At 66.1% G+C, this 21,699-nt stretch carries 17 protein-coding genes and 1 tRNA gene; 12 read left to right on the top strand and 6 right to left on the bottom strand.

Annotation, left to right across the window (positions count from 1 at the left end; translation table 11 throughout):
* Nucleotides 1-254 precede the first annotated feature (254 nt).
* Complete coding sequence (lpdA, locus tag CUREI_RS00885) at nucleotides 255-1,667, bottom strand: dihydrolipoyl dehydrogenase (protein ID WP_038609352.1); 1,413 nt, start codon at nucleotides 1,665-1,667, stop codon at nucleotides 255-257.
* Nucleotides 1,668-1,746: 79 nt separating this feature from the next.
* Here lpdA and CUREI_RS00880 point away from each other — a divergent pair, with 79 nt between their 5' ends.
* The 10 genes from CUREI_RS00880 (at nucleotide 1,747) to CUREI_RS00835 (ending at nucleotide 12,468) form a co-directional block, all read left to right on the top strand.
* Nucleotides 1,747-2,949, top strand: a complete 1,203-nt coding sequence (locus CUREI_RS00880) for an alpha/beta hydrolase (protein ID WP_038609349.1) — start codon at nucleotides 1,747-1,749, stop codon at nucleotides 2,947-2,949.
* A 431-nt stretch (nucleotides 2,950-3,380) separates the two neighbouring features.
* Entirely contained in the window at nucleotides 3,381-4,628 is a 1,248-nt protein-coding gene (locus tag CUREI_RS00875; RefSeq protein WP_038609347.1) for a M1 family metallopeptidase, read from the top strand.
* Nucleotides 4,625-5,812: a hypothetical protein gene (locus CUREI_RS00870; protein WP_038613605.1), complete on the top strand. Its 1,188-nt coding sequence runs from the start codon at nucleotides 4,625-4,627 to the stop codon at nucleotides 5,810-5,812. Before CUREI_RS00875 ends, CUREI_RS00870 begins: the two co-directional genes overlap by 4 nt.
* A 19-nt stretch (nucleotides 5,813-5,831) precedes the next feature.
* Entirely contained in the window at nucleotides 5,832-6,806 is a 975-nt protein-coding gene (gene rfbB, locus CUREI_RS00865; RefSeq protein ID WP_038609344.1) for a dTDP-glucose 4,6-dehydratase, read from the top strand.
* A gap of 1 nt (nucleotide 6,807) precedes the next feature.
* Nucleotides 6,808-8,136 carry a sugar nucleotide-binding protein gene (locus CUREI_RS00860; RefSeq protein ID WP_201773332.1) on the top strand — a complete coding sequence of 443 codons (1,329 nt, stop codon included), beginning with the start codon at nucleotides 6,808-6,810 and terminating at the stop codon, nucleotides 8,134-8,136.
* A gap of 62 nt (nucleotides 8,137-8,198) precedes the next feature.
* A complete protein-coding gene (locus CUREI_RS00855; RefSeq protein ID WP_201773347.1) occupies nucleotides 8,199-9,641 on the top strand; it encodes an ATP-binding protein in 1,443 nt (480 codons plus the stop codon).
* 112 nt (nucleotides 9,642-9,753) lie between these two features.
* Nucleotides 9,754-10,617 carry a glucose-1-phosphate thymidylyltransferase RfbA gene (gene rfbA / locus CUREI_RS00850; protein WP_038609338.1) on the top strand — a complete coding sequence of 288 codons (864 nt, stop codon included), beginning with the start codon at nucleotides 9,754-9,756 and terminating at the stop codon, nucleotides 10,615-10,617.
* A gap of 3 nt (nucleotides 10,618-10,620) precedes the next feature.
* Nucleotides 10,621-11,418 (top strand): glycosyltransferase, encoded by a 798-nt coding sequence (locus CUREI_RS00845; RefSeq protein WP_038609336.1) that lies wholly within the window; start codon nucleotides 10,621-10,623, stop codon nucleotides 11,416-11,418.
* A gap of 13 nt (nucleotides 11,419-11,431) precedes the next feature.
* Nucleotides 11,432-12,121, top strand: a complete 690-nt coding sequence (locus CUREI_RS00840) for a glycosyltransferase family 2 protein (RefSeq protein ID WP_038609333.1) — start codon at nucleotides 11,432-11,434, stop codon at nucleotides 12,119-12,121.
* The gene (locus CUREI_RS00835; protein WP_038609330.1) at nucleotides 12,118-12,468 is read left to right on the top strand and encodes a DUF2304 domain-containing protein; all 351 of its coding nucleotides are present in this window, start codon (nucleotides 12,118-12,120) and stop codon (nucleotides 12,466-12,468) included. The genes CUREI_RS00840 and CUREI_RS00835 overlap by 4 nt, the downstream gene beginning before the upstream one ends.
* Here the strand turns inward: CUREI_RS00835 and CUREI_RS00830 are convergent.
* Both CUREI_RS00830 and CUREI_RS00825 read right to left on the bottom strand, forming a co-directional pair.
* Nucleotides 12,465-13,085 carry an MBL fold metallo-hydrolase gene (locus CUREI_RS00830; RefSeq protein WP_038609327.1) on the bottom strand — a complete coding sequence of 207 codons (621 nt, stop codon included), beginning with the start codon at nucleotides 13,083-13,085 and terminating at the stop codon, nucleotides 12,465-12,467. The genes CUREI_RS00835 and CUREI_RS00830 overlap by 4 nt on opposite strands.
* Nucleotides 13,085-14,182 carry an S-(hydroxymethyl)mycothiol dehydrogenase gene (locus CUREI_RS00825; protein ID WP_038609324.1) on the bottom strand — a complete coding sequence of 366 codons (1,098 nt, stop codon included), beginning with the start codon at nucleotides 14,180-14,182 and terminating at the stop codon, nucleotides 13,085-13,087. The genes CUREI_RS00830 and CUREI_RS00825 overlap by 1 nt, the downstream gene beginning before the upstream one ends.
* A gap of 51 nt (nucleotides 14,183-14,233) precedes the next feature.
* On the opposite strand from CUREI_RS00825, the gene CUREI_RS00820 reads away from it, so the two are divergent.
* Complete coding sequence (locus CUREI_RS00820) at nucleotides 14,234-15,874, top strand: AMP-binding protein (protein ID WP_038609321.1); 1,641 nt, start codon at nucleotides 14,234-14,236, stop codon at nucleotides 15,872-15,874.
* On the opposite strand, the gene CUREI_RS00815 is transcribed toward CUREI_RS00820, so the two are convergent.
* A tRNA-Thr gene (locus tag CUREI_RS00815) sits at nucleotides 15,874-15,946 on the bottom strand. The genes CUREI_RS00820 and CUREI_RS00815 overlap by 1 nt on opposite strands.
* A gap of 65 nt (nucleotides 15,947-16,011) precedes the next feature.
* Nucleotides 16,012-17,211, bottom strand: a complete 1,200-nt coding sequence (locus CUREI_RS00810) for a DNA polymerase III subunit delta' (RefSeq protein ID WP_038609318.1) — start codon at nucleotides 17,209-17,211, stop codon at nucleotides 16,012-16,014.
* A gap of 37 nt (nucleotides 17,212-17,248) precedes the next feature.
* On the opposite strand from CUREI_RS00810, the gene CUREI_RS00805 reads away from it, so the two are divergent.
* On the top strand, nucleotides 17,249-18,772 hold the full coding sequence (locus CUREI_RS00805; protein ID WP_038609315.1) for an adenylate/guanylate cyclase domain-containing protein: 1,524 nt from the start codon (nucleotides 17,249-17,251) through the stop codon (nucleotides 18,770-18,772).
* Here the strand turns inward: CUREI_RS00805 and topA are convergent.
* Entirely contained in the window at nucleotides 18,769-21,675 is a 2,907-nt protein-coding gene (topA, locus tag CUREI_RS00800) for a type I DNA topoisomerase (RefSeq protein WP_236627232.1), read from the bottom strand. The genes CUREI_RS00805 and topA overlap by 4 nt on opposite strands.
* Nucleotides 21,676-21,699: the final 24 nt, after the last annotated feature.

Genomic DNA, 21,699 nt, shown 5'->3' with positions numbered 1-21,699 from the left:
CACTACGAGCCTGATCTGCTAGTTGCCCGGAGGAAGGCGGGGCGGGGAACTAGCAGATCTGCCGCTGAAGCAGCCCAGCCGTGCCACCCTCGCCGCCGGGGCTGGTCCCACTCCGGCCCTGCGCTGATCGTCTAGCACGCTCGCGCGCGCCGCTAGACGATCCGCGGATTCGCGCGGGCGGCTGCCACGGCACGCAAAAAGGCGGGCCCTGCCAGAAAGCGGGGCCCGCCTTTGGTGCGTCGTAAAGCGAAGGCTTACAGGTTGATCATGTGGCCTTCGATGCCGTGCGCGATCTCCTTGATCACCTCCGGCAGAGTCGGGTGGATGTGGATGGAGCGCGCGATCTCGCCTGCGGTGAGGTCGAAGCGCTGCGCCAGCACAACCTCTGGCACGAGCTCGGAGACATTTGCGCCGACGAGGTGGCAGCCCAAGATCTCGCCGAACTCGGCGTCCGCGACGAGCTTGCCAAAGCCAGCGGTCTCCGCCAAGCCCACTGCCTTGCCGTTCGCGGAGAACGGGAAGGTGGCAACCTTGATGTCCTTGTCCGGCCACTTCTCCTTCGCCTGCTCCTCGGTGTAGCCCATGGAGGCGACCTGCGGGTTGCAGAAGGTGGCGCGCGGGGTCATCATGTAGTCCTCGATTTCGAGGGTCTCCGCGTCCGCGATGGTCTCGGCGGCGATGATGCCCTGGGCCTCAGCCAGGTGGGCGAGCTGGAGCTTCGCGGTGACGTCGCCGATGGCGTAGATGCCGTCGACGTTGGTGCGCATGCGCTCGTCGATAGCAATCGCGCCACGCTCGGTGAGCTCCACGCCTGTGTTCTCCAGGCCGTAGCCCTCGGTGCGCGGGGCGAAGCCCACGGAAATCATCACACGGTCCGCGGTGAGGGTCTGAACGTCGTCGGAGCCGTTCTTCTTCACGTCGACCTCGACGGAGTCGCCATTGTCGCGCACCTCGGTGGTGGCGTGGCCGGTGAGCAGCTTCACGCCGAGCTTCTTGTAGGCCTTGGCGATCTCCTTGGACACGTCCTTGTCCTCGTTGGGCAGGACGCGGTCCATGTACTCGATGACGGTGACGTCCACGCCGTAGTTGGACAGCACGTAGGCGAACTCCATGCCGATGGCGCCGCCGCCGACGATGACCATCTTCTCCGGTGCCTCGGGGTTGAGGATCTGCTCCTCGTAGGAAACCACGTTGTCGGACAGCTCGATGCCCGGCAGGGTGCGCACTACAGCGCCGGTGGCGATGATGCAGTCGTCGAAGGTGACGGTCATGCCCTTGTCGTCGCCGTCGGTGATCTCGATGGTCTTGGCGTCCTTGAACGAGCCCAGGCCGTTGATCTCCTTGATCTTGTTCTTCTTCATCAAGTAGTGCACGCCACCGACGATCTTCTCGGAGACCTTACGGGAGCGCTTTTGGGCGTCCGTGTAGTCGAACTCCACGTCGCCCTTGATGCCGAACGTCTTTGCCTCGTGGTTGAAAATCTCGGCCACTTCGGCGTTCTTGATTAGCGACTTCGAAGGGATGCAGCCTACGTTGAGGCAGACGCCGCCCCAGTACTGCTTCTCAATGACAGCAACTTTCTTACCCAGCTGAGCTGCACGGATGGCGGCGACATAGCCACCGGGGCCAGCGCCGAGGACAACAACGTCAAAATGTTCTTTACTCACGATGTATATGGTACGTGCCCGTCTGGCAAAATGTTCCCGAGCACCCAGTTGATTTCTGCCCCGAAAGTGAGCGAATTCCGTGAAACTCCGACGACCTGCTATCGCCGTTGCGGCCGCGGCACTGGTAGCCGCAGGTTCCGTGCCCACTGCTACCCACGCTGCCCAGATCGACGAAACGGCCACAACAGGCGAGCAAGCTGTGGCTGCCACCAACTCCCCGAGCGAGGCGGACAGCGTCAAGCCGCTCGGCGAGGCACCCAAAACAACGAATGGCCAGGACCAAAAGTGGGTCGGCATCCTGGAGAGTAACCAGCAACGGTGGCCGAACGAGGCCGTCCGCGTCCGCTCGGAATCGATGGGCCGTGACATCCCGGTGGCGTTGTTCCGCGCGACCGACGAAAACGGCCAGCCCGTGCAGGGAGCCCCTACTGTCTACCTGCTCAACGGTGCCGGCGGCTCCGAGCAGAACACCGACTGGGTGGCGCAGGCATTCGACCAGATGTATGCGACCTACGGCCGCGCGGGCGTGAACGTGGTCGTGCCGATGGAGGGCGCGTTTTCGTACTACGTGGACTGGGCCGACGAGCCGCCGGTGGTGAACACGTACTACAAGGGCAAGCAGATGTGGTCGACCTTCCTCGCTGAGGAGCTGCCCGGCTCAGTTGAGCCATACCTGGGCGCGAACGGGCGTCGCGCGGTGGCAGGACTGTCTATGGCGGCGACATCCTCACTGTTGCTAGCGGAGCACTACCCGGAAAAATACGACGCGGTCGGGTCCTTCTCCGGCTGTGCAGCCACGTCGACGCCGGTGCCGTGGGAGTTCGTAGGCCTGACCGTCAGGCGCGCCGCGCCGGGTGTGATGACGCCGGAGCCCATCTTCGGCGAACGCGGCTCAGAGGAGAACCGCTCAAAGGACGCGCTGGTCAACGCCGGGAAACTGAAGGGCACCGCCGTGTACATCTCCAACGGCACGGGCCTGGCAGGTGAAGGCGACATGGCGGGCACGCTGAAAGAGCGTCTGATCAACGCCGGCGAGGACCCGGCCGTGGCATCCGTGGTCGCTGGGTCCAACGCGCTGACGCTGCAGGTCGAGGGCGGCGCCATCGAGGCCGCCACGAACGCCTGCACCCACGACTTGCTGGTAAAGCTGGCTGCGGAGGGCGTGGAGGTCGGCCACGCCGAGCTCCGCAACGTCGGTACCCACAGCTGGGGCACGTGGCGCGACGACCTGCAGCTCTCCTACGACACCGTGTTCAAGAAGGCACTCAGCCCCGAGCTGTAGCGGGTAAACCGACCGCGCCGGCACATGAATACGGCGCCGCCCGAACAGGGCGGCGCCGTATATGCGTTCTAGGACTCTTAGAACAAACCGAGCCCGTACGCGATGGTCGACGACGTGGAGGAGCCGGCGTGGACGAGCCCACCCAGCACTTGGTTGATCTGCAGCTGAATGGCTTCGACGGGGTTCATTGTGAAGTCCTTTCGGGGATGATCTGGTATGTAACGGGCATGTGACGGAGGGCGTCACGTAACAGCGGCCACTACACTATCTAATGTCCGCGAAGAACGCGCAGCATTACCTGTCAACGTCGACCCCGCGCTCGACTTGAAGAACCACAGGGAATGGGTCAAGCAGGTGGTCCGGGTTGAGGCGCTGATCTACCAGTGGATAGACCACAAGATCGGGCACCACCTGGCGTAGACTTCCCGGCGATGAGAAACCTCAGGCTGCGCTCCACCCCCATTCCCGGCACCCGCGACCGTTACACCGGCGTGGAGTTCAACCTCGGCTTCCACGTCACGCACTACGACCTGGATTTCGACTACAAGGTGGCGCCGAACCGCCTCGAGGCGACAGCGACGCTGACGCTGTCCACCTGGCGCGAGCTGAATCACCTCTCGCTGGATCTCACCTCGGGTCTCACGGTGCGCCGGGTGGAGGCTTCAAACGGCTTTGGTATCAAGCGCTACCGCCACCACGGCGGCAAGCTGCACGTCACCTTCGACCAGTTCGTCCCGGTGGACACGGAACTGCAACTGACAATCCGCTACGGCGGCTCCCCGCGCCCGCGCCGCACGGCCTGGGGCTTGCTGGGCTGGGAGGAGCTTGACAACGGGGCGCTGACCGCGAACCAGCCCAACGGCGCCCCGTCGTGGTTCCCGTGCGACGACACCCCGGACGAGAAAGCGACGTACTCCTTCAACGTGCGCGCGGACCGCGGCTTCGTGGCGGTGACGAACACCACCGCGCGCCCCATGGCGACGTACCTGGCCACGGTGCAGGTGGGCCAGTTCCACCGGGTCGCGCTCGGCCGCAACACCGTCGCGTGGCTGCCGCCGCGCACGCAGGTGGGCGATCTGAACAAGCAGCAGGCCATGCTGGACTACTTCGAAACCGTCTTCGGCCCCTACCCCTTCGAGGACTACCAGGTGGTCGTGCACGAGGACGAGCTGGAAATTCCCCTGGAGGCGCAGGCCCTGTCCATTTTCGGCGTGAACCACCTGCAGGGCAACGAGCGGCTCATCGCGCACGAGCTGGCGCACCAGTGGTTCGGCAACTCGCTCGGCATCGCGCAGTGGGAGGACATCTGGCTCAACGAGGGGTTCGCTTGCTACGCGGAGTGGCTGTGGGCGGATGTTTCCGGGCAGATGCCTATCGACGCCTCCGTGCGCACCCACTACGCCAAGCTCACGCCGATGGGTTTCAACCTGAAGGACCCGGGCGCGCGCGACATGTTCGACGACCGCGTGTACAAGCGCGGCGCGATCACGCTGCACGCGCTGCGGCGGAAAGCAGGCGACCCGGCCTTCTTCGCGGCCGTGCGCGACTACACCGCCCGCGGCGCCCACGGCGTGGTGGAGCCGTTCGACCTGGTCAACGCGTTTGCTCGCCAGGGCGTGGCCGTCGACGACGTCATCGACGCGTGGGTCAACCACCCCGAGCTGCCGGAGTGCCCGTGAAATACCTCTCCCTGGCCACCGTATTCGCCGCCGCCAGCGGCTTTGTGGTCATGTGGATTGCCAGCTGGGCACTCGACGCGGAATCTGGCTACAACTACTTCCTCGCCTTCTGGGGCTTGTTCTTCGCGGCCACGGGGCTGATCGACGGCATCACGCAGGAAACCACCCGCGCCGTCGCCGCGTCGTGGGAGACCAAAGCGCGCGGCACCGCGAACCCGTGGAAACTCGGCGGGGCTATTGGCGCCGTGCTAGCCGGGGCTGCGCTCGCCGTCGGCGTCGTGGGCATGGGCCGAATCGTGCCCAGCAACCCCGGCGCCGCCACCGGGCTGCTCGCGTTCGGCCTGCTCAGCTACGCATTCCAGGCCGTGCTTTCGGGCATCTTGAGCGGCTCAGGCCTGTGGAGCCGTTACGCGGCGCTAGTTGCGATGGACTCCGGCGTCCGTCTTGTGCTGGCTGTGGTGGTGTGGGCGCTCGGCGGCGGGCTGGTGGAGTTTTTGGTCATCACCGTCATCGGCGCGCTGAGCTGGATCCTCATCCTCGCGCTGTCCCCCGTGCGCGTGACCCTGGACGTGGACCGCGCCACGTTCGTGCGCCGCGTCGCCTCCGCCATGGTTGCCTCAGGCGCGTCGGCGGCGTTGATCACCGGCTTCCCCACCGCCGCCTCCGCGGCCTTCCCGGCGGCGACTACGGCCACAGGGGGCGCGGCGGTCGCGGCCATCAACAACGCGGTCATGCTCACCCGCGCGCCCGTCCTCGTGCCGCTGCAACGCTTCCAATCGGCGCTGGTGGTGCGCTTTGTCCAGCAACGCGGCCGTGTGTACCAGGCGCTCGCCGCCCCCGTGGCGGCCATCCTCGGCGTGGGCCTAGCCGGCTTCGTCGCCGCCTGGGCGGTTGGCCCCTGGATCTTGCGGGTGGCGTACAAGCCGGAGCTGTTTGTTGACGGCCTCACGCTCGGCCTGCTCACGTTCGCCTCCGCATTCATGGGCATGCTCATGATCACCGGCGTGGCCGTGCTCGCCCTGGAGCGCCACGGGTTCTACGTCGCCGGCTGGCTCGCCGCCACCGCCACCGCGTTTGCCGTGCTCTTCCTCGCCCCGTGGGGGGTCACGGCGACCGTCGCGACGGCGCTCTTCGCCGGCCCGGTCGTGGGCACGCTCGTGCATTTGGCGGGGCTCACGCGTTAGCTGGGTAAGGTAGCGGGCCATGAAACACTTGCTGGTCACCGGGGGCGCGGGCTTCATTGGGGCGAACTTTGTCCGTCAGGCGTCGAGAAGCTACCGCGTGACCGTCGTGGACAAACTCACCTACGCCGGCAACCGCGCGAACGTGCCGGAGGGCATCGAGTTTGTGCAGGGGGACATCTGCGAGCAACCGCTTATCGACGAGCTCGTGTCCGCCGCCGACGCCGTCGTCCACTTCGCCGCCGAATCGCACAACGACAACTCGCTACGCGACCCATCCGCGTTCGTGCACAGCAACGTCGTGGGCACGTTTGCCCTGCTGGAGGCGGTGCGGAAGCACGGCACACGCCTGCACCACGTCTCTACCGACGAGGTTTTCGGCGACCTCAAGCTCGGCGGCACCGACGCGTTCACGGAGACCACGCCGTACAACCCGTCCTCGCCGTACTCGGCCACGAAGGCCGGCTCCGACCACCTCGTGCGCGCGTGGGTGCGCTCCTTCGGCGTGCGGGCGACGATCTCGAACTGCTCCAACAATTACGGGCCGTACCAGCACGTGGAGAAGTTCATCCCCCGCCAGATCACCAACATCCTCACCGGCCAGCCCGCCAAGCTCTACGGCACCGGCGCGCAGGTGCGCGACTGGATCCACGTGGACGACCACAACGCCGCCGTGCTCGCCATCCTGGAGCGCGGGCGCATCGGCGAGACCTACAACATCGGCGCCGGTGGGAAGCATGTGACGAACAAAGAGGTCATCGAGACCATCTGCGAGCTCATGGGCGGCACCTACGAGCACGTCGCGGACCGCCCGGGCCACGACCAGCGCTACACCATGGACGCCACCAAGATCCGCCGGGAGCTCGGCTGGGCGCCGCAGCACACGGACTTGCGCAGCGGCCTCGAGCAGACCATCGCCTGGTACACCGACAACCGCTGGTGGTGGGAGGCGGACAAGGCAACAATCGAGCAGAAGTACGCGGAGAGGAGACAGTGACATGGCGGACAGCGACATGGCAACCACTATCGAGGGCCTCGAGGTCCACCGGCTCACCGTCCACGAGGACAACCGCGGCTGGTTCAAGGAGAACTGGTCGGGGCAAAAGCTCACCCCGAAGCAGCACAACGTCAGCTTCAACGCGAAGGCCGGCGCCACGCGCGGCATGCACGCCGAGCCGTGGGACAAGTGGGTCTCTGTGGCCACAGGCCGCGTCTTCGGCGCGTGGGTGGACATGCGCGAAGGCTCCGCCACCTTCGGCGAGAAGTTCACCTGCGAGATCGGGCCGGACACCGCCGTGTTCGTCCCCCGCGGCGTCGCCAACGGCTTCCAGGCGCTCGAGGACGACACCACATACATCTACCTGGTCAACCAGCGCTACTCCCCCGGCGGCGCGTTCTGCTCCTACAAGGAGATCGACTGGCCGCTGGAGCCCACCGAGCTCTCGGCCAAGGACCTCGAGCACCCCATGCTTGCCGACGCCGCTCCGCTGCCCCCACGCCGCATCCTCGTCACCGGCGCGAACGGCCAGCTGGGACGCGCACTGCGCCAGGTCTGGTCGGACACGCAGGCGCATTTTGTGGACCACGACGAGTTCGACATCGCCGAGCCGCCCCACCTCGAGTGGGAAAACTACTGGGCCATCGTCAACTGCGCCGCCTACAACGACGTCAACGGCGCGGAAGACGACCGAGCAGGGGCATGGCGGGTGAATGCGGAGGCGCCGGCGAAGCTAGCGTCGATAAGCAATGAACACGATCTCACGCTGGTGCACGTCTCCTCGGACTACATCTTCGACGGCACCGTCGAGGTGCACGACGAGGCCGAGGGTCCGTCCCCGCTGAGCGCGTACGGCGCGTCGAAGGCCGCGGGCGAGACAGCCTCGCAGGTGGCGCGCAAGCATTACGTGGTGCGCACGAGCTGGGTGTTCGGCGACGGGCGCAACTTCATGTCCGTCATGGCCGACCTGGCCGCGAAGGGGGCGACGCCGAAGGTGGTGAACGACCAGCGCGGCCGACCCACGTGGGCCGAGGACCTGGCAAAGGGCATCGCGCACCTTCTGGCCTCGGGCGCGGACTACGGCGTGTACAACATCACCTCCGACGGGGATGCGGCCACGCGCGACGAGATCGCCATGGCCGTGTTCATTGCGGTCGGCGGCGACCCCGCGGACGTCCACCCCGTGACCACCGAGGAGTACGGCGCAGAGTTTGGCACAGAGGCGCCCCGCCCGCGCGAATCCACCCTCGCGCTGGACAAGATCAAGGCCACAGGTTTCAGCCCGACGAATTGGCGCGCGGCGCTCGCGCTGTACGTTGCCTCGCGGTAGCTAGGGGCAACATAACACTCAACTTCCCACCTACTTAACACTGTGGGAAGTTGGGTGTTAAGTTGGGTGTTATGTTAGGGCACGAGCTCGCGGAGATGATCAACCAACTTCGTACTGTTGGTGCTGAAAGCTCCAGCATTGAGGCAAAAACCGGGGTCGGACGAGCTGTGCTGGAAACTTTGAGCGCATTCTCCAACCATGGCGGCGGCATCCTGATTGTCGGCGTGAGTGAAAACGATGGTTTCACAGTCGTGCAAGATTTCAACCCAAAAGCTGCCCGAGACGCGTTGACCAGTTTCTGCGATCAGCTCTCTCCCCCAGCCCGACCAGAAATCTCAATCGTGCCGTTTGAATCTGGACAGGTACTTGTTGCGGAAATTCCCGAAATGGAGCCGCAAGACAAGCCCTGTTATGTCACTGAACGCGGCCTATACAAGGGCAGCTACATTCGCGCAGGCGACAGTGAACGCAGGCTCACTCCCTATGAGGTAGACCGAATCGTAGAGAACAAGGGCCAGCCATCCTGGGACCGCGAGCCGGTACCAGATGCGTCGCTAGAAGATCTCGACGTAGCCACCCTTTCGCACTACGCCGAGAAGCAACAGGCCGCCCGAGAGAAAACGTTTGCGGACGGTATGCCGACTGCTTTGCGCCGCCTCCAAGTCTTACGCGACGACAACCCCACCCTTGCGTCTCTACTCACAATGGGCGACTATCCACAGCAGTTTTACCCCCGGCTTGCGGTTACATTCGCGCTTTATCCGGGGACCGGTAAGGGAGACGTAACTGAAGGATTCCGGCTGCTCGACAGCGCACGAATTACCGGCCCCATCCCCGAAATGGTTGAGGAAGGTGTGCGTCTAGTTGAGAAGAACATGCGCACCGCGGGTTTGATCGAAGGGGTGTTCAGGAAAGATGTGCCTGACTACCCGCCGGTAGCTATCCGAGAAGCGCTGGTGAACGCCTTAATGCACCGCGACTACTCCCCGTCGGCCCTGGGTAATCCCGTCCAAATCGACATGTATGTGGACAGACTCCAGATATCTAACCCTGGCGGGCTTTTCGGCGGAGTAACGGCGGAGAATCTTGGCCAGCCGGGTGTTTCCACATCCCGAAACCAGTTACTCTCCACGTTCCTGGAGGATCTGAGCTTTTCCAGCGGCGGCACCGTCGCCGAAAACCGTGGAACTGGAATCGCTGTCATGCGGTCCGCAACTGCAAGCGCTCTCATGCCGCCTCCCGAGTTCAGCAACACATTGACGCACTTTACAGTGACGTTTCACAAGCGAAAGGTTGCTTCTACGGAAACTCATGAAACCGCCTACGAGAAGGTCTCTCGGCTTCTCCAGGAGCGGACCTCCTGGTCGACGACAGAGCTGAAGGAAGCTACCGGACTCAGCCGTACCGCGGTCCAGAAGAGCCTGAATCAACTGCTAACTGAAGGAGTCGCAGAGGTGACAGAGCCCCTAAGGAGTCCGCGGCAGCGCTACCGGAGAACCCGATAGCAACATAACACCCAACTTCCCACCTACTTAACACTGTGGGAAGTTGGGTGATAAGTAGGTGGGAAGAAGGCACGCCCCCTGGTTCCGGATGCGCCAACTACACTTCCCTGACATGAAGGGCATCATCCTCGCCGGCGGCTCGGGCACGCGTTTGTACCCGATCACCCAGGGCATTTCGAAGCAACTCATGCCCATCTACGACAAGCCGATGATCTACTACCCGCTGTCCACGCTGATCAGTGCGGGAATCCGGGAGATCCTGGTCATCACCACGCCCGAGGACCGCCCGAGCTTCGAGCGGTTGCTTGGCGACGGCTCACGCTTCGGCATCATGCTCCACTACGCCGAGCAGCCGAAGCCGGAGGGCTTGGCGCAGGCGTTTTTGATCGGCGAGGAATTCATCGCCGGCGACTCGGTGGCGCTGGTGCTCGGCGACAACATCTTCGACGGCAGCGGCATCTCCGAAGTGCTCGGCCAGATCCGCGGCATCGACGGCGGGGCCATCTTCGCCTACGAGGTGTCCGACCCTCAGCGCTACGGCGTGGTGGAGTTCGACGCCGACGGCACAGCGCTCTCCATCGAGGAAAAGCCGGACGCGCCGAAGTCTAACTTCGCGGTGGTCGGGTTGTACTTCTACGACAACGACGTAGTGGAGATCGCCAAATCCATCGAGCCGTCCGCGCGCGGCGAGCTGGAAATCACCTCCGTCAACGAGGCCTACCTGCGCCGCGGCGACTTGAAGGTCCACCGCCTGCACCGCGGGGACGTGTGGCTGGATACGGGCACCGTCGACTCGATGAGCGAGGCCAGCTCCTACGTGGAGGTGTTGCAGAAGCGCACCGGCACCGTCATCGGCTCGCCGGAGGTGGCCGCCTACCGCGAGGGCTTCATCGACGCCGCCCAGCTTGAGGCGCTCGGCGGGCAGGTGCTGAAATCCGGCTACGGCCGCTACCTCATCGACGCGGCAAGGGACTGACACGTGGCAAGCATTACGGCACTGGTGACCGTCTACCACGGCACGAACGCACACGATCTCGAGCGCGCCCTCGATTCCCTGCGGGCGCAGACGCGGCCCGCGGACGAGCTGGTCATTGTGGCTGATGGCCCGGTGAGCGAGGGGGTCCGGAAGGTCGTCGAGAGGCAGGACGCCCGCGTGATCTGGCTGCCGGAGAATGTGGGGGCGGGCCCGGCGTCGCAGGCTGGCTTGGCGACGATCGATTCCGAATACACCGCGCGCCTCGACTCCGACGACGCGGCGAAGCCCGCGCGTTTCGCCCGGCAGCTGGAGTACCTGGAGGCTCATCCGGAGGTGGGCGCGCTGGGAAGCGCCGTGGAGGAGTTCACGGAAACACCGGGCGACACGGGCAAGGTGCGCGCCCTGCCTGAGAACCCCCACGCCTACGCGAAGATCAACTCGCCGGTGAACAACCCCTCGGTGATGCTGCGCACTCGCGCGGCGGTAGACGTCGGCGGGTACAAGGACGTGCACTTCATGGAGGACTACGACCTCTACGCGCGGCTGATCGCCGGCGGTTGGCAGGTGCGCAACATACCTGAGGCGCTGACGGATTTTCAGGTCACCGACGCGCAGTTTTCACGCCGCACGGGCCGCGAGATGCTCGCCGCCGAGCTGCGGATGCAGCGCAACCTGGTGTCCTACGGCCTGATCTCGCGACCGCGCGCGGCGTTCAACGTGGCGGCGCGCTCCGCCTACCGCGCGCTTCCCACAGGTTTGCTCCGGCGCGTGTACGCCGTGTTGTTCCACCGCGGAGAGTAATCTAACGGGCGACATGAGCGGATTCGACGACACCTGGCTGATCGTGCCCTGTTACAACGAGGGCACGGTCATTTTCGACGTGCTCACGCATGCGCGCAAGACATTCCCCAACATCGTTGCGGTCAACGACGGCTCCCGCGACGACTCCGCTGCGCAGATCCGGGCCGCAGGTGCCCATTTGGTCAACCACCCGGTGAACCTGGGGCAGGGTGCCGCGATCCAGACCGGCGTGGAGTACGCCCGCTCCCAGCCAGGCGCGCGGTATTTTGTCACCTTCGACGCCGACGGCCAGCACCAGGTCAAAGACGTTGTGCGCATGGTGGAGCGGCTGCGCGCCGAGCCGGTTGACATCATCGTCGGCACGCGCTTCGCGGGCCAGGACAACTCCCAGGTTCCCTGGATCAAGCGCGCCGTGCTGAAAGCGGTGGTGCTGCTCTCCCCCCGCACGAAGAAGCTGGGGCTGTCCGATGCCCACAACGGCCTGCGCGCCTTCAACCGCAAGGTCGCAGACGAGATGAACATCCGTATGAACGGGATGTCGCACGCCTCCGAGATCGTGACCATGATCGACAACAACGGCTGGCGCGTCGACGAGGAACCGGTGGACATCCTCTACACCGAGTACTCCATGTCCAAAGGCCAGAGCCTGATCAACGGCGTGAACATCCTCGCCGACGGGCTCGTTGCAAGGAGGCTGCCATGATTCAAGCGCTACTATTGCTCGCCGTCGTGGCGCTGGCCTGGTACTTCTTTGCCAATCGACGCAACGCTAACGCCAAAGCCTGGGTCAAGATCGGCTTCGTGCTCATGATGGTCGCCGCGATCTGGGCGATCGCCCGCCCCGACGACGTGACCGTCCTAGCCAACTGGCTCGGCGTGGACCGCGGCACCGATTTGATGCTGTACGTGCTGGTGGTCGCGTTCTTCTTCGTCACCATCTCCACGTGGACCCGCTTCCGCGAGCAGGAGTTGCGCTACGCCCGCCTCGCCCGCGCGGTGGCACTGCAGAACGCGCAGCCCCCGAGCGCGGCTGCAGACGAGCGGCGCTAGTAACCGCGCCGGATCCACTCCTCCAAGTGCGGCGCTTCCGAACCGATGGTGGTGTGGTCGCCGTGGCCGGTGCGCACCACCGTCTCCGCCGGCAGGTCCAGCACCGACTTCTGCAGGGAGTGGATGATGGTGTCGAAGGAGGAGAAGGACCGGCCGGTCGCGCCCGGGCCGCCCTGGAACAGGGTGTCGCCGGAGAAGAGCTCGCCGGCCTCCTGGGCGTAGATGACCACCGAGCCCGGGGAGTGCCCCGGGGTGGACAGGACGCGCAGCTCGGTGCCGGCGATGCCGAACGTGGCGCCGTCGACAAGCTGGCGGTAGTGCGCGCCCGGGTTCTGACGCTGCCAGAGGAACCCGTCGGTGGGGTGCAGGTACACCGGAGCGTCCACCAGTCGCGACAGCTCGGGGGCGGCGTCGATGTGGTCGGAGTGGCCGTGCGTGGCGAGGATACCCTTCACGCGCCTATCCCCCACGGCCTCAGCGATGGCCTCGGCGTTGTGGGCGGCGTCGATGATGTAGACCTCCGAGTCGTCGCCGACGATCCAGACGTTGTTGTCTACCTCCCATTCGCCACCGTCCAGCTTGAACAGGCCGGAGGTGACGACGTTGTCGATGCGCACTAGAACTCCACCACGCTTCGCAGCACGTCGCCGCGCTTCATCTTCGCAAACGCATCCTCGATGTCGCCGACACCGATGCGCTCGGAGACGAACTCGCCCAGCGGGAACCGGCCCTGCTGGTACAGCTCGACGTATGCCGGGAAGTCGCGCTCCGGCAGGCAGTCGCCGTACCAGGCCGGCTTGATGGAGCCGCCGCGGGCGTAGAGGTCGATCGCGGGGATGTCCACGTGGTCGGTCTGGTTGGGCACGCCCACCATCACCATGCGCCCGGCGAGGTCGCGCGAGTAGAACGCCTGGCGCCAGGTGGGCTGGATGCCCACGGCGTCGATGGCCACGTCGGTGCCGAAACCGCCGGTCAGTTCGCGCACGGCCTCGATCACCTCGTCCTCGCTCATGTCCTTCGCGCAGATGGCGTGGGTGGCGCCGAAGGTCTCGGTCGCCGCGTCGCACTTGCGCTCGTCGACGTCGACGGCGATCACCGTGGTCGCGCCAGCCAGCGCCGCACCAGCGACGGCCGCCAAGCCGACGCCGCCGAGCCCGAACACGACCACGGACTCGCCACGCTGCACGTCACCGGTGTTTACCGCGGCGCCCAGGCCGGCCATGATCCCGCAGCCGAGGAGGCCAGCGGCGGCAGGATCCGCCTCCGGGTCGACCTTCGTGCACTGCTTTTCGTGTACGAGGGTCTTCTCGGCGAAGGAACCGATGCCCAGGGCGGCGGTCAGCTCCGTGCCGTCTTCAAGCGTCATGGGCTTTGAGGCGTTGTGAGTGTTGAAGCAGTTCTTGATGTCGCCCTTGCGGCAGGCGCGGCACTCGCCGCACACCGCACGCCAGTTCAGCACCACGAAGTCGCCGGGCTTTACGTGGGTGACATCTTCGCCCACGGTGTCCACGATGCCGGCAGTTTCGTGGCCGAGCAGGAACGGGAACTCGTCGGCGATGTCGCCGTCGCGGTAAGCCAAGTCGGTGTGGCACACGCCGGTGGCCTGGACCTTGACCACAACGTCGTTGGGGCCGGGCTCGGGGATCAGAATGTCCACGACCTCGACCGGGGCGCCCTTCTCGCGGGCGATTACTCCTTGCACAGTTTGTGTCATGTCTACAAGTCTACGAGCGCGCGAAAACATCCGCCACGATACGGTGCTGCAATGGCATTTTCGCGTCCCACCCACCGCCCGCTGTTTCTCATGCGTTCGTTCGCCCGCTTCGCGCGCGCCGTCACACGCTCCGGCATGGTCAGCGGCGAAGGCGGGCCACGCGCGGCGCTCTCGGTTGCGCCCAACTTAGCGCGCTACTGGTTCACCACCGCCCGCGAGGTCGAACAGGGCGCCGCCGCGGTGCCGGACCGCATCGCGCTTATCGACGACACCGGCGTCCTCACCTACCGCCAACTCCGCGACGACTCGCGCGGGCTGGCTCAGTGGCTGCTCAGCCTCAAAGAGGAACGCGACCTCGACGGGTTGCGCATCGGCGTGATGGCCCGCAACGGCCGCGGCATCATCCTCCCCCTAGCCGCCAAGGGCTACGCGGGCGCGGACATTTTCCTGCTCAACATCGGGTCGTCGCCGGAACAGCTCGCCGGCATCTTCGCCGAGAACGACATCAACGTGCTGTTCATCGACGACGAGTTCGCAGACCGCCTCCCCGACACGGCCGGCATCACGGTGGTTCGGGCCCACGAAGACGGGGGCCGCGGCCTGGCCCTGGCGGAGGTGGTCCGGAGGGACGTCGATAGGCAACTGCCCCGCTGGCCCAAGCACGGCAACCTGGTGCTCATGAGCTCCGGCACCACCGGCATCCCCAAGGGCATCGTGCGCCCCGAGCCGCGCCTGCCGTTCGTGGTGGCCGGCTACCTCGAGGCGATTCCCTGGCGCGCAGGCGACACGGTGCAGCTGACCGCCTCGATCTTCCACACCTGGGGGTGGTCCGCGCTGCAGGTGGCGTTGGCGACGCGCTCCACCATCGTCACCCGCCGCGTCTTCGACGCACAGGCGTGCCTGCAGCAGATCGAGACGTACCGCTGCGACGGCCTGATCTCCTCGCCCATCTTCTTCAAACAGATGCTGGATGTGGAGGACACCTACGACACGTCCTCCCTGCGCTACCTCGCCTCCGCGGGCAACGCGGTAACGCCGTCGCTGCTCCGGCGCACCACCGAGCGCTTCGGGCCGATCCTGGCCAACATCTACGGCTCCACCGAGCTCGCGCTGGCCGCGGCCGCCTCGCCCGCACAGATGCAGGCGGACCCGACGATGGTGGGCACGGTGCCGCCTGGCACGGTGCTCAGGCTGTACGACGACGCCGGCCGCGAAGTCCCCACCGGCGAGACCGGGCGCATCTTCCTATACAACGAAACGGCGCTGCGCGGCTACACCAACCCGGCAACGCAGACGGTGGAGATCGACGGGCTGATCGAGATGGGCGACCTCGGCTGCTTCGACGCCGACGGGTACCTGCACGTGCAGTCGCGCTCCGACGACATGATCATCGTCGGCGGCGAAAACGTCCACCCGCAGTCCGTGGTGGAGGTGCTCGAGGACATGCCGGGTGTCAGCGAGGTGTACGCGCACGGCGTGGACGACGACGACACCTTCAAACGCATCGCCGTGTGGGTCGTGCGTGCGGCCGAGCAGCCCGTGCTGACCGCCGATGCGGTGCGCGACTGGGTGCGGGCGCGGCTGGCCGACCACTCCATCCCCCGCGACGTGCACTTCGTAGACGAGCTGCCGCGCAACGCGGTGGGCAAAGTCGTGCCGCGTTTCCTGCCCGGTTTGGGGCAAAAAAATTGAGCCACCAGCGAGAATCGAACTCGCGACCTTCTCATTACGAGTGAGATGCTCTACCGACTGAGCTATAGTGGCCGGGCAGCAATGCTGCTCCGTCGAAGGAGTGTATCGCAGCCCGCGCGGTGCGCGAAACCCGCAGGTTAGGACACGTTACACGCAAGGCGCAGGTGGCCCAGCATGCCGTTGAACGCCACTGCCGGCTGCACCTGCTGCGTGAGGCGGAGGCGGCATTGCGCGATCGCCTCCTGGCAGGCGACGAGGCCCTCCGGGGAGACACGCTCGGCGATCTCGCGCGCCAGACCCTCGTAGTCGGGGTGGATCAGCGGCAGGTCCGCGCCGGATTGGAGCATCATCGCGTCGCGGTACACGCCCGCCAGATCCACCAGCACGAGGTCGAACATGTCGCGCTTGCGGCGGGTGCCGCGCTTTTTCTGCTCCTCTTCGAGCGCTTTTATCGACGCCGCCGCCCCGCCCAACGCCTTCGCCGAGCCTTTGCCCTTCGCACCCATGCCCAGCGCGTTTTCCAGTTTCGCCCGCTCGGCCTCGTCCTCGGCCTTGTGGGCCTCCACCGCCTCGCTCTCGGCCGCCTTGACCAGTGCGCCGACGGCCTGGAACGCCTGCGCCCCGTGGAACACCAGCTCCGCCAAGTTGATCGCCATCGAGCGGCGCTGCTGCACCTTGTCCGAGCGGACCAGAAGGCGCGCGCGGCCCACATGCCGCATGGTTGCCGCGGCGGCGAGGCGCGCGTCGTGCTCTGTCGCGCCCTCTTCCTCCACCAGGATGCGCACGACCTCGTCCTCCGCAGGCGCGGGGACGTAGAGGTGCCGGCAGCGCGAGCGCAGTGTCTGCGGGAAGTCCCGCGGGTCCGTCGACGGCGCGCACATAATGATCACGGTGTGCTCCGGCGGCTCCTCCACGGTCTTCAACAGGGCGTCGGCGGCGTCGGTGTTGAGCCGGTCGGCGTTTTCGATGACGATGACGCGCCAGTCCGCCACCGTCGGCAGCCGCGACGCTTGCGGCACGATCGTGTCGCGCACGTACGCCACCGGGATGTTCACCCGCTGCGGCACCACGTGCAGCAGGTCCGTGTGCGTGCCCGCCAACGCCTGCCGGCAGTTCTCGCAGCGGCCGCACCCGATCTCGTCCGGGTTGGTGCACATCAGCGCCGCCGCAAACGCCAACGCCGCCTGCGAGCGGCCCGCCCCGGGAGGGCCGGTGAAGAGCCACGCGTGGGTCATGGCGTAGCCGTCGCCAAGCCTGGCGGCCTGCGCTGCAGACATGATGGTGTCGCGCACCGACGGGGTGCCGGCGAGGCGCTCGCTGACGCTGCGGGTAGTCACGGATGATCAGCGTACCCGCGCGCTAAGGTGATACACCATGGAACGATTCTGGCGCGAGCTGCGGTGGCTTTGGGGCACGTCATGGCCCCTGTACGCAGCGACTGTGCTGGGAACGAACGTCATTTCCGCAATCGGCTCCATGCTGTTCGTGCGCTACCTCATCCCCATGCCTGAGGTGCTCGAACTGGGCCTCGGCGGGCAGCTCGGCGCGATCGGCGTGATTTACGCGGTCGTGGCCGTGGTGCTCGGCGGAGTGGTCACGCTGTACCTGTTCCGCCCGGTGCTGGAGTGGCAGCGCCACCCCGACGGGCACGACCCGAACATGGTGCGCCACTTGGTCATGCGCCTGCCAGTGGCGCAAACCATCATCGTGGTGGCGGTGTGGGGCATCGGCATCGCGATCGTGACAGTTGCGGCGTGGCGCGTCGACGTCCAGCTTGCCTCCGTCGTCCTTGCCACCGCGTTGCTCACCGCGTTTGTCACCGCCGTGCTGACGTACCTGCAAGCGGAGCGCCTCGTGCGCCCCATCGCCGCGTCCGTGCTGGCCCGCCGGTTCGAGGATTCCACGCTGCAGCCGCCGATCAAGTGGCAGCTGTACCTAACGTGGTTCACCACCTCCGCCGTGCCGATGGTGGGTGTGCTGCTGCTGACCATCGCGCAGCGCTACGACTACTTCACCGGCACCGTCGGCGAGCTCACCTCCGCCATCGTCGCGCTGACCACGGCAGGCATGGTCACGGGGTTCGTGGGCACGGCGCTGGTGATCATGAGCGTGGTCGACCCGATCAAGGAGCTGCAGACCGCAATCAACCGCGTGCGCCGCGGCGAGCAGAACACGCTGGTAGACATCTACGACGGCTCCGAGATCGGCGTGCTGCAGGCCGGGTTCAACGAGATGATGCGCGGTCTTCGCGACCGCCAGCGAGTGCGCGACATCTTCGGCCACTACGTGGGCGCGGAGGTGGCGCAGAAGGCGCTTGAGGAGGTACCGGAGCTCGGCGGCGAGGAGCGCAAAGTCGCCGTGCTGTTCATCGACGTGGTCGGCTCCACCTCCTACGCCGTCGATCACACGCCGGAGGAAGTGGTTGCGGCGCTCAACGACTTCTTCGACGTGGTCGTACACGTCGTGCACCGCAACAAGGGCGTGATCAACAAATTCCAGGGCGACGCGGCGTTGGCCGTGTTCGGGGCACCCGTCTCGCTTCACGACGCAGCTTCGCACGCCCTCCAAGCCGCCCGCGAGCTACAACGCGACCTGGCTGGGCTTGAGCTTAAAGCCGGCATCGGCGTAGCCGCCGGCCACGTGGTGGCGGGCCACGTCGGCGGCGCGGACCGCTTCGAATACACCGTCATCGGTGACGCCGTCAACGGCGCCGCGCGCCTGACTGACCTGGCGAAGGACACCCCGGGCATGGTGCTCACCAACGCCGCCACCCTGCGCACAGCCAACGAAGTGGAGCAGCAGCGCTGGACGTTGATGAAGTCGGTGGAGCTGCGCGGCCGCGGCAAAATGACCCAGCTGGCCCGCCCGGTGCGCTCCACGCTGGCGGACCGCTACTAGCGCTTGCGGGCCTTGACCACGCGCTTGGTGGTCTTCTTCGGCTTGGTGGCCTTCTTAGTCGCTTTCTTCTTTGCTGCCTTCTTGGTGGCTTTCTTGCCGCCGTCCTCGGCCTCGCGGGCGCGGCGGGCGGAGAGTAGCTCGTTCGCCCGCTGGTCGGTCATCGTTTCCGGGGTGTCGCCGCGCTGTAGGGACGCGTTGGTCTCGCCGTCGGTGACGTAGGGGCCGAAGCGGCCGTCCTTAATGCTCATGGGCTTCCCGGAGACGTCGTTGTCGCCGAGCATCTTCAGCGGCGGCTTGGCGGCGGCGCGGCCGCGGCGCTTCGGCTCGGCGTAGATGCGGCGCGCCTCATCCAGGGTGATGGAGAAGATCTGGTCTTCGGAGGCCAGCGAGCGGGAGTCGTTGCCCTTCTTCAGGTACGGGCCGTAGCGGCCGTTTTGCGCCGTGATCAGCTCGTCATCGGCCGGGTCCACGCCCACCTCACGCGGCAGTGAGAGCAGCTGCATCGCCTCGTCGAAGGTGACGGTCGCGGGTTCCATCGAGGAAAACAGCGACGCGGTGGCGGGCTTGAGCTGCTCGTCCACGAGCTGCGCCATGCGTTTTTCCTTCTGCGCGGCCGCGGTCTTGGTCTCCCAGTTCTTTGCTCGCTTGCCTTCCTCGGCCCGCTGGGCGTCTTCCTCGGCGCGCTCCGCGGCGATGATCTCTTCGGCGCGGGACTCGGCGCGCTCGCGCTCGTCGTCGCGAACGAGCTCGGTGACGTACGGGCCGAAGCGGCCCTCCTTGGCCACGATGGTGCGGCCGTTGTCGGGGTTCACGCCCAGCTCGCGGCCCGACTGCGGGGTGGCGAAGAGCTTCTCCGCCATCTCCAGCGTGATCTCGTCGGGCGTGGCAGATTCGGGCAGGTTGGCGCGCTGGTACTCGGGCTCGCCGTCGGCGGTGGTGCCGACGACGCGCTCGATGTACGGCCCGTAGCGGCCGACGCGGACCACGACGGGGCGGCCCTCAGCGTCGTCGAAGAGCGTCAGCGAGTTCGCCTGGCGCGCGTCGATGGATTCGAGGTTGTCCTCGATCATGTGCTTCAAGCCCCCGCGGCGCGCCAGCGCCTGCGCCATGGATTCCTTCGCGTCCGCGTCGCCGAAGTAGAAGCCGGACAGCCACCGGGTGCGGTCCTGGTTGCCGTGCGCGATCTCGTCCAGCTCGTCTTCCATGGACGAGGTGAAGTCGTAGTCCACCAGGGCGTCGAAGTTGTTCTCCAACAGCCCCACCACGGAAAACGCCACCCACGACGGGACGAGCGCGTTGCCGCGGGCGACCACGTACCCGCGGTCCTGGATGGTCTTGATGATGGAGGCGTAGGTGGACGGGCGCCCAATGCCCAGGTCCTCCATCTTCTTCACCAGCGACGCCTCGGTGTAGCGCGCCGGCGGGTTGGTGGAGTGGCCGTCCGCCGTGACTTTTTCCGTGTTCAGCTCGTCGCCCTTCGCAAGCTGCGGCAGGCGGGTCTCGTTGTCTTGGCGGTCGGAGTACGCGCGCAGCCAGCCGGGGAACGTCACGCTGCGGCCCGTCGCCGCGAACTCGCACGCCTCCCCCGCGGCGTCGCCGAGCACGGTGACCTTCATCGATGTACCGCGCGCGTCCTGCATCTGGGAGGCCACGGTGCGCGCCCAGATCAGCTCGTAGAGTTTGAACTCCTCCGCGTCGAGTGCGCCGGCGAGCTGGCCGGGGGTGACAAACCGCTCGCCGGCCGGGCGGATCGCCTCGTGGGCCTCCTGCGAGTTCTTCACCTTGCGGTCGTAGATGCGCGGGCTGTCGGTGACGTAATTTGCGCCGTACAGCTCACGCGCGGCCGAACGCGCCGCGTCCAGGCCCTGCTGCGACAGCGAGGTCGAGTCTGTACGCATATACGTGATGTGGCCGTTTTCGTACAAGCGCTGCGCAATGCGCATCGTGCGCGCCGAGGTGAAGTGCAGCTTACGTCCGGCTTCCTGCTGCAGCGTCGAAGTCATAAACGGCGCGTACGGCTTGCGCGAGTACGGCTTCTCCTCCACCGCCGTGACCTGCATCGGCGCGGTGCCCAGGGCGTCGGCGAGCGCATGCGCCTTTTGCTTATCGACGACGACCGCTTCGCCCTTCAGCCGCCCCCGGTCGTCGAAGTCGCGGCCCTGGGCGATGCGCTTGCCGTCCACGGCGACGAGCTTGGCGTCGAATTCGGTCGGGGTCTCCTTGGATGCATCTTGAGGAACGAGAGACGCAACCAAGTCCCAGTACTCCGCGGAGATGAACGCCATGCGCTCGCGCTCTCGCTCGACGATGACGCGGGTGGCCACAGACTGCACGCGTCCTGCGGACAGGCGCGGCATGACCTTCTTCCACAGCACGGGGGAGACCTCGTAGCCGTAGAGACGGTCCAAGATGCGGCGGGTCTCCTGCGCGTCCACGAGGTCCATGTCCAGCTCGCGGGTGTTCGCCGCGGCGTCGCGGATGGCGGACTCCGTGATCTCGTTGAACACCATGCGCTCCACCGGCACCTTGGGGTTCAGCGTCTCCAGCAGATGCCAGGCGATGGCCTCGCCCTCGCGGTCCGGGTCTGTTGCCAGCAGGAGCTTGTCCGCCTGCTTGAGCTTGGCTTTGAGGTCGGAGACCTTCTTCTTTTTGTCGCCGTCCACTACGTAGATAGGGGTGAAGCCGTCCTCTGGGTTCACCCCGAGTTTGGCCCACGGCTCCTTCTTGTACTTCGCGGGGATGTCGGCGGCGCGGCCGGGCAGGTCGCGGATGTGGCCGACGGAGGCCTCGACGATGAAGTCGTCGCCCAGATACTTCTGTATCTTCTTCGCCTTCGTTGCGGACTCCACGATGACCAGAGTCTTGCCGCCTGCAGCCACGTTGACTGACACCTCGTTTCGCACAGAAGTTATTCCCTTAGAGACAAC

The organism is Corynebacterium ureicelerivorans, from assembly GCF_000747315.1.
Taxonomy (GTDB): domain Bacteria; phylum Actinomycetota; class Actinomycetes; order Mycobacteriales; family Mycobacteriaceae; genus Corynebacterium; species Corynebacterium mucifaciens.
The sequence above is the reverse complement of the archived record's forward strand: the minus strand, read 5'-3'. Positions and strand labels throughout refer to the sequence as shown.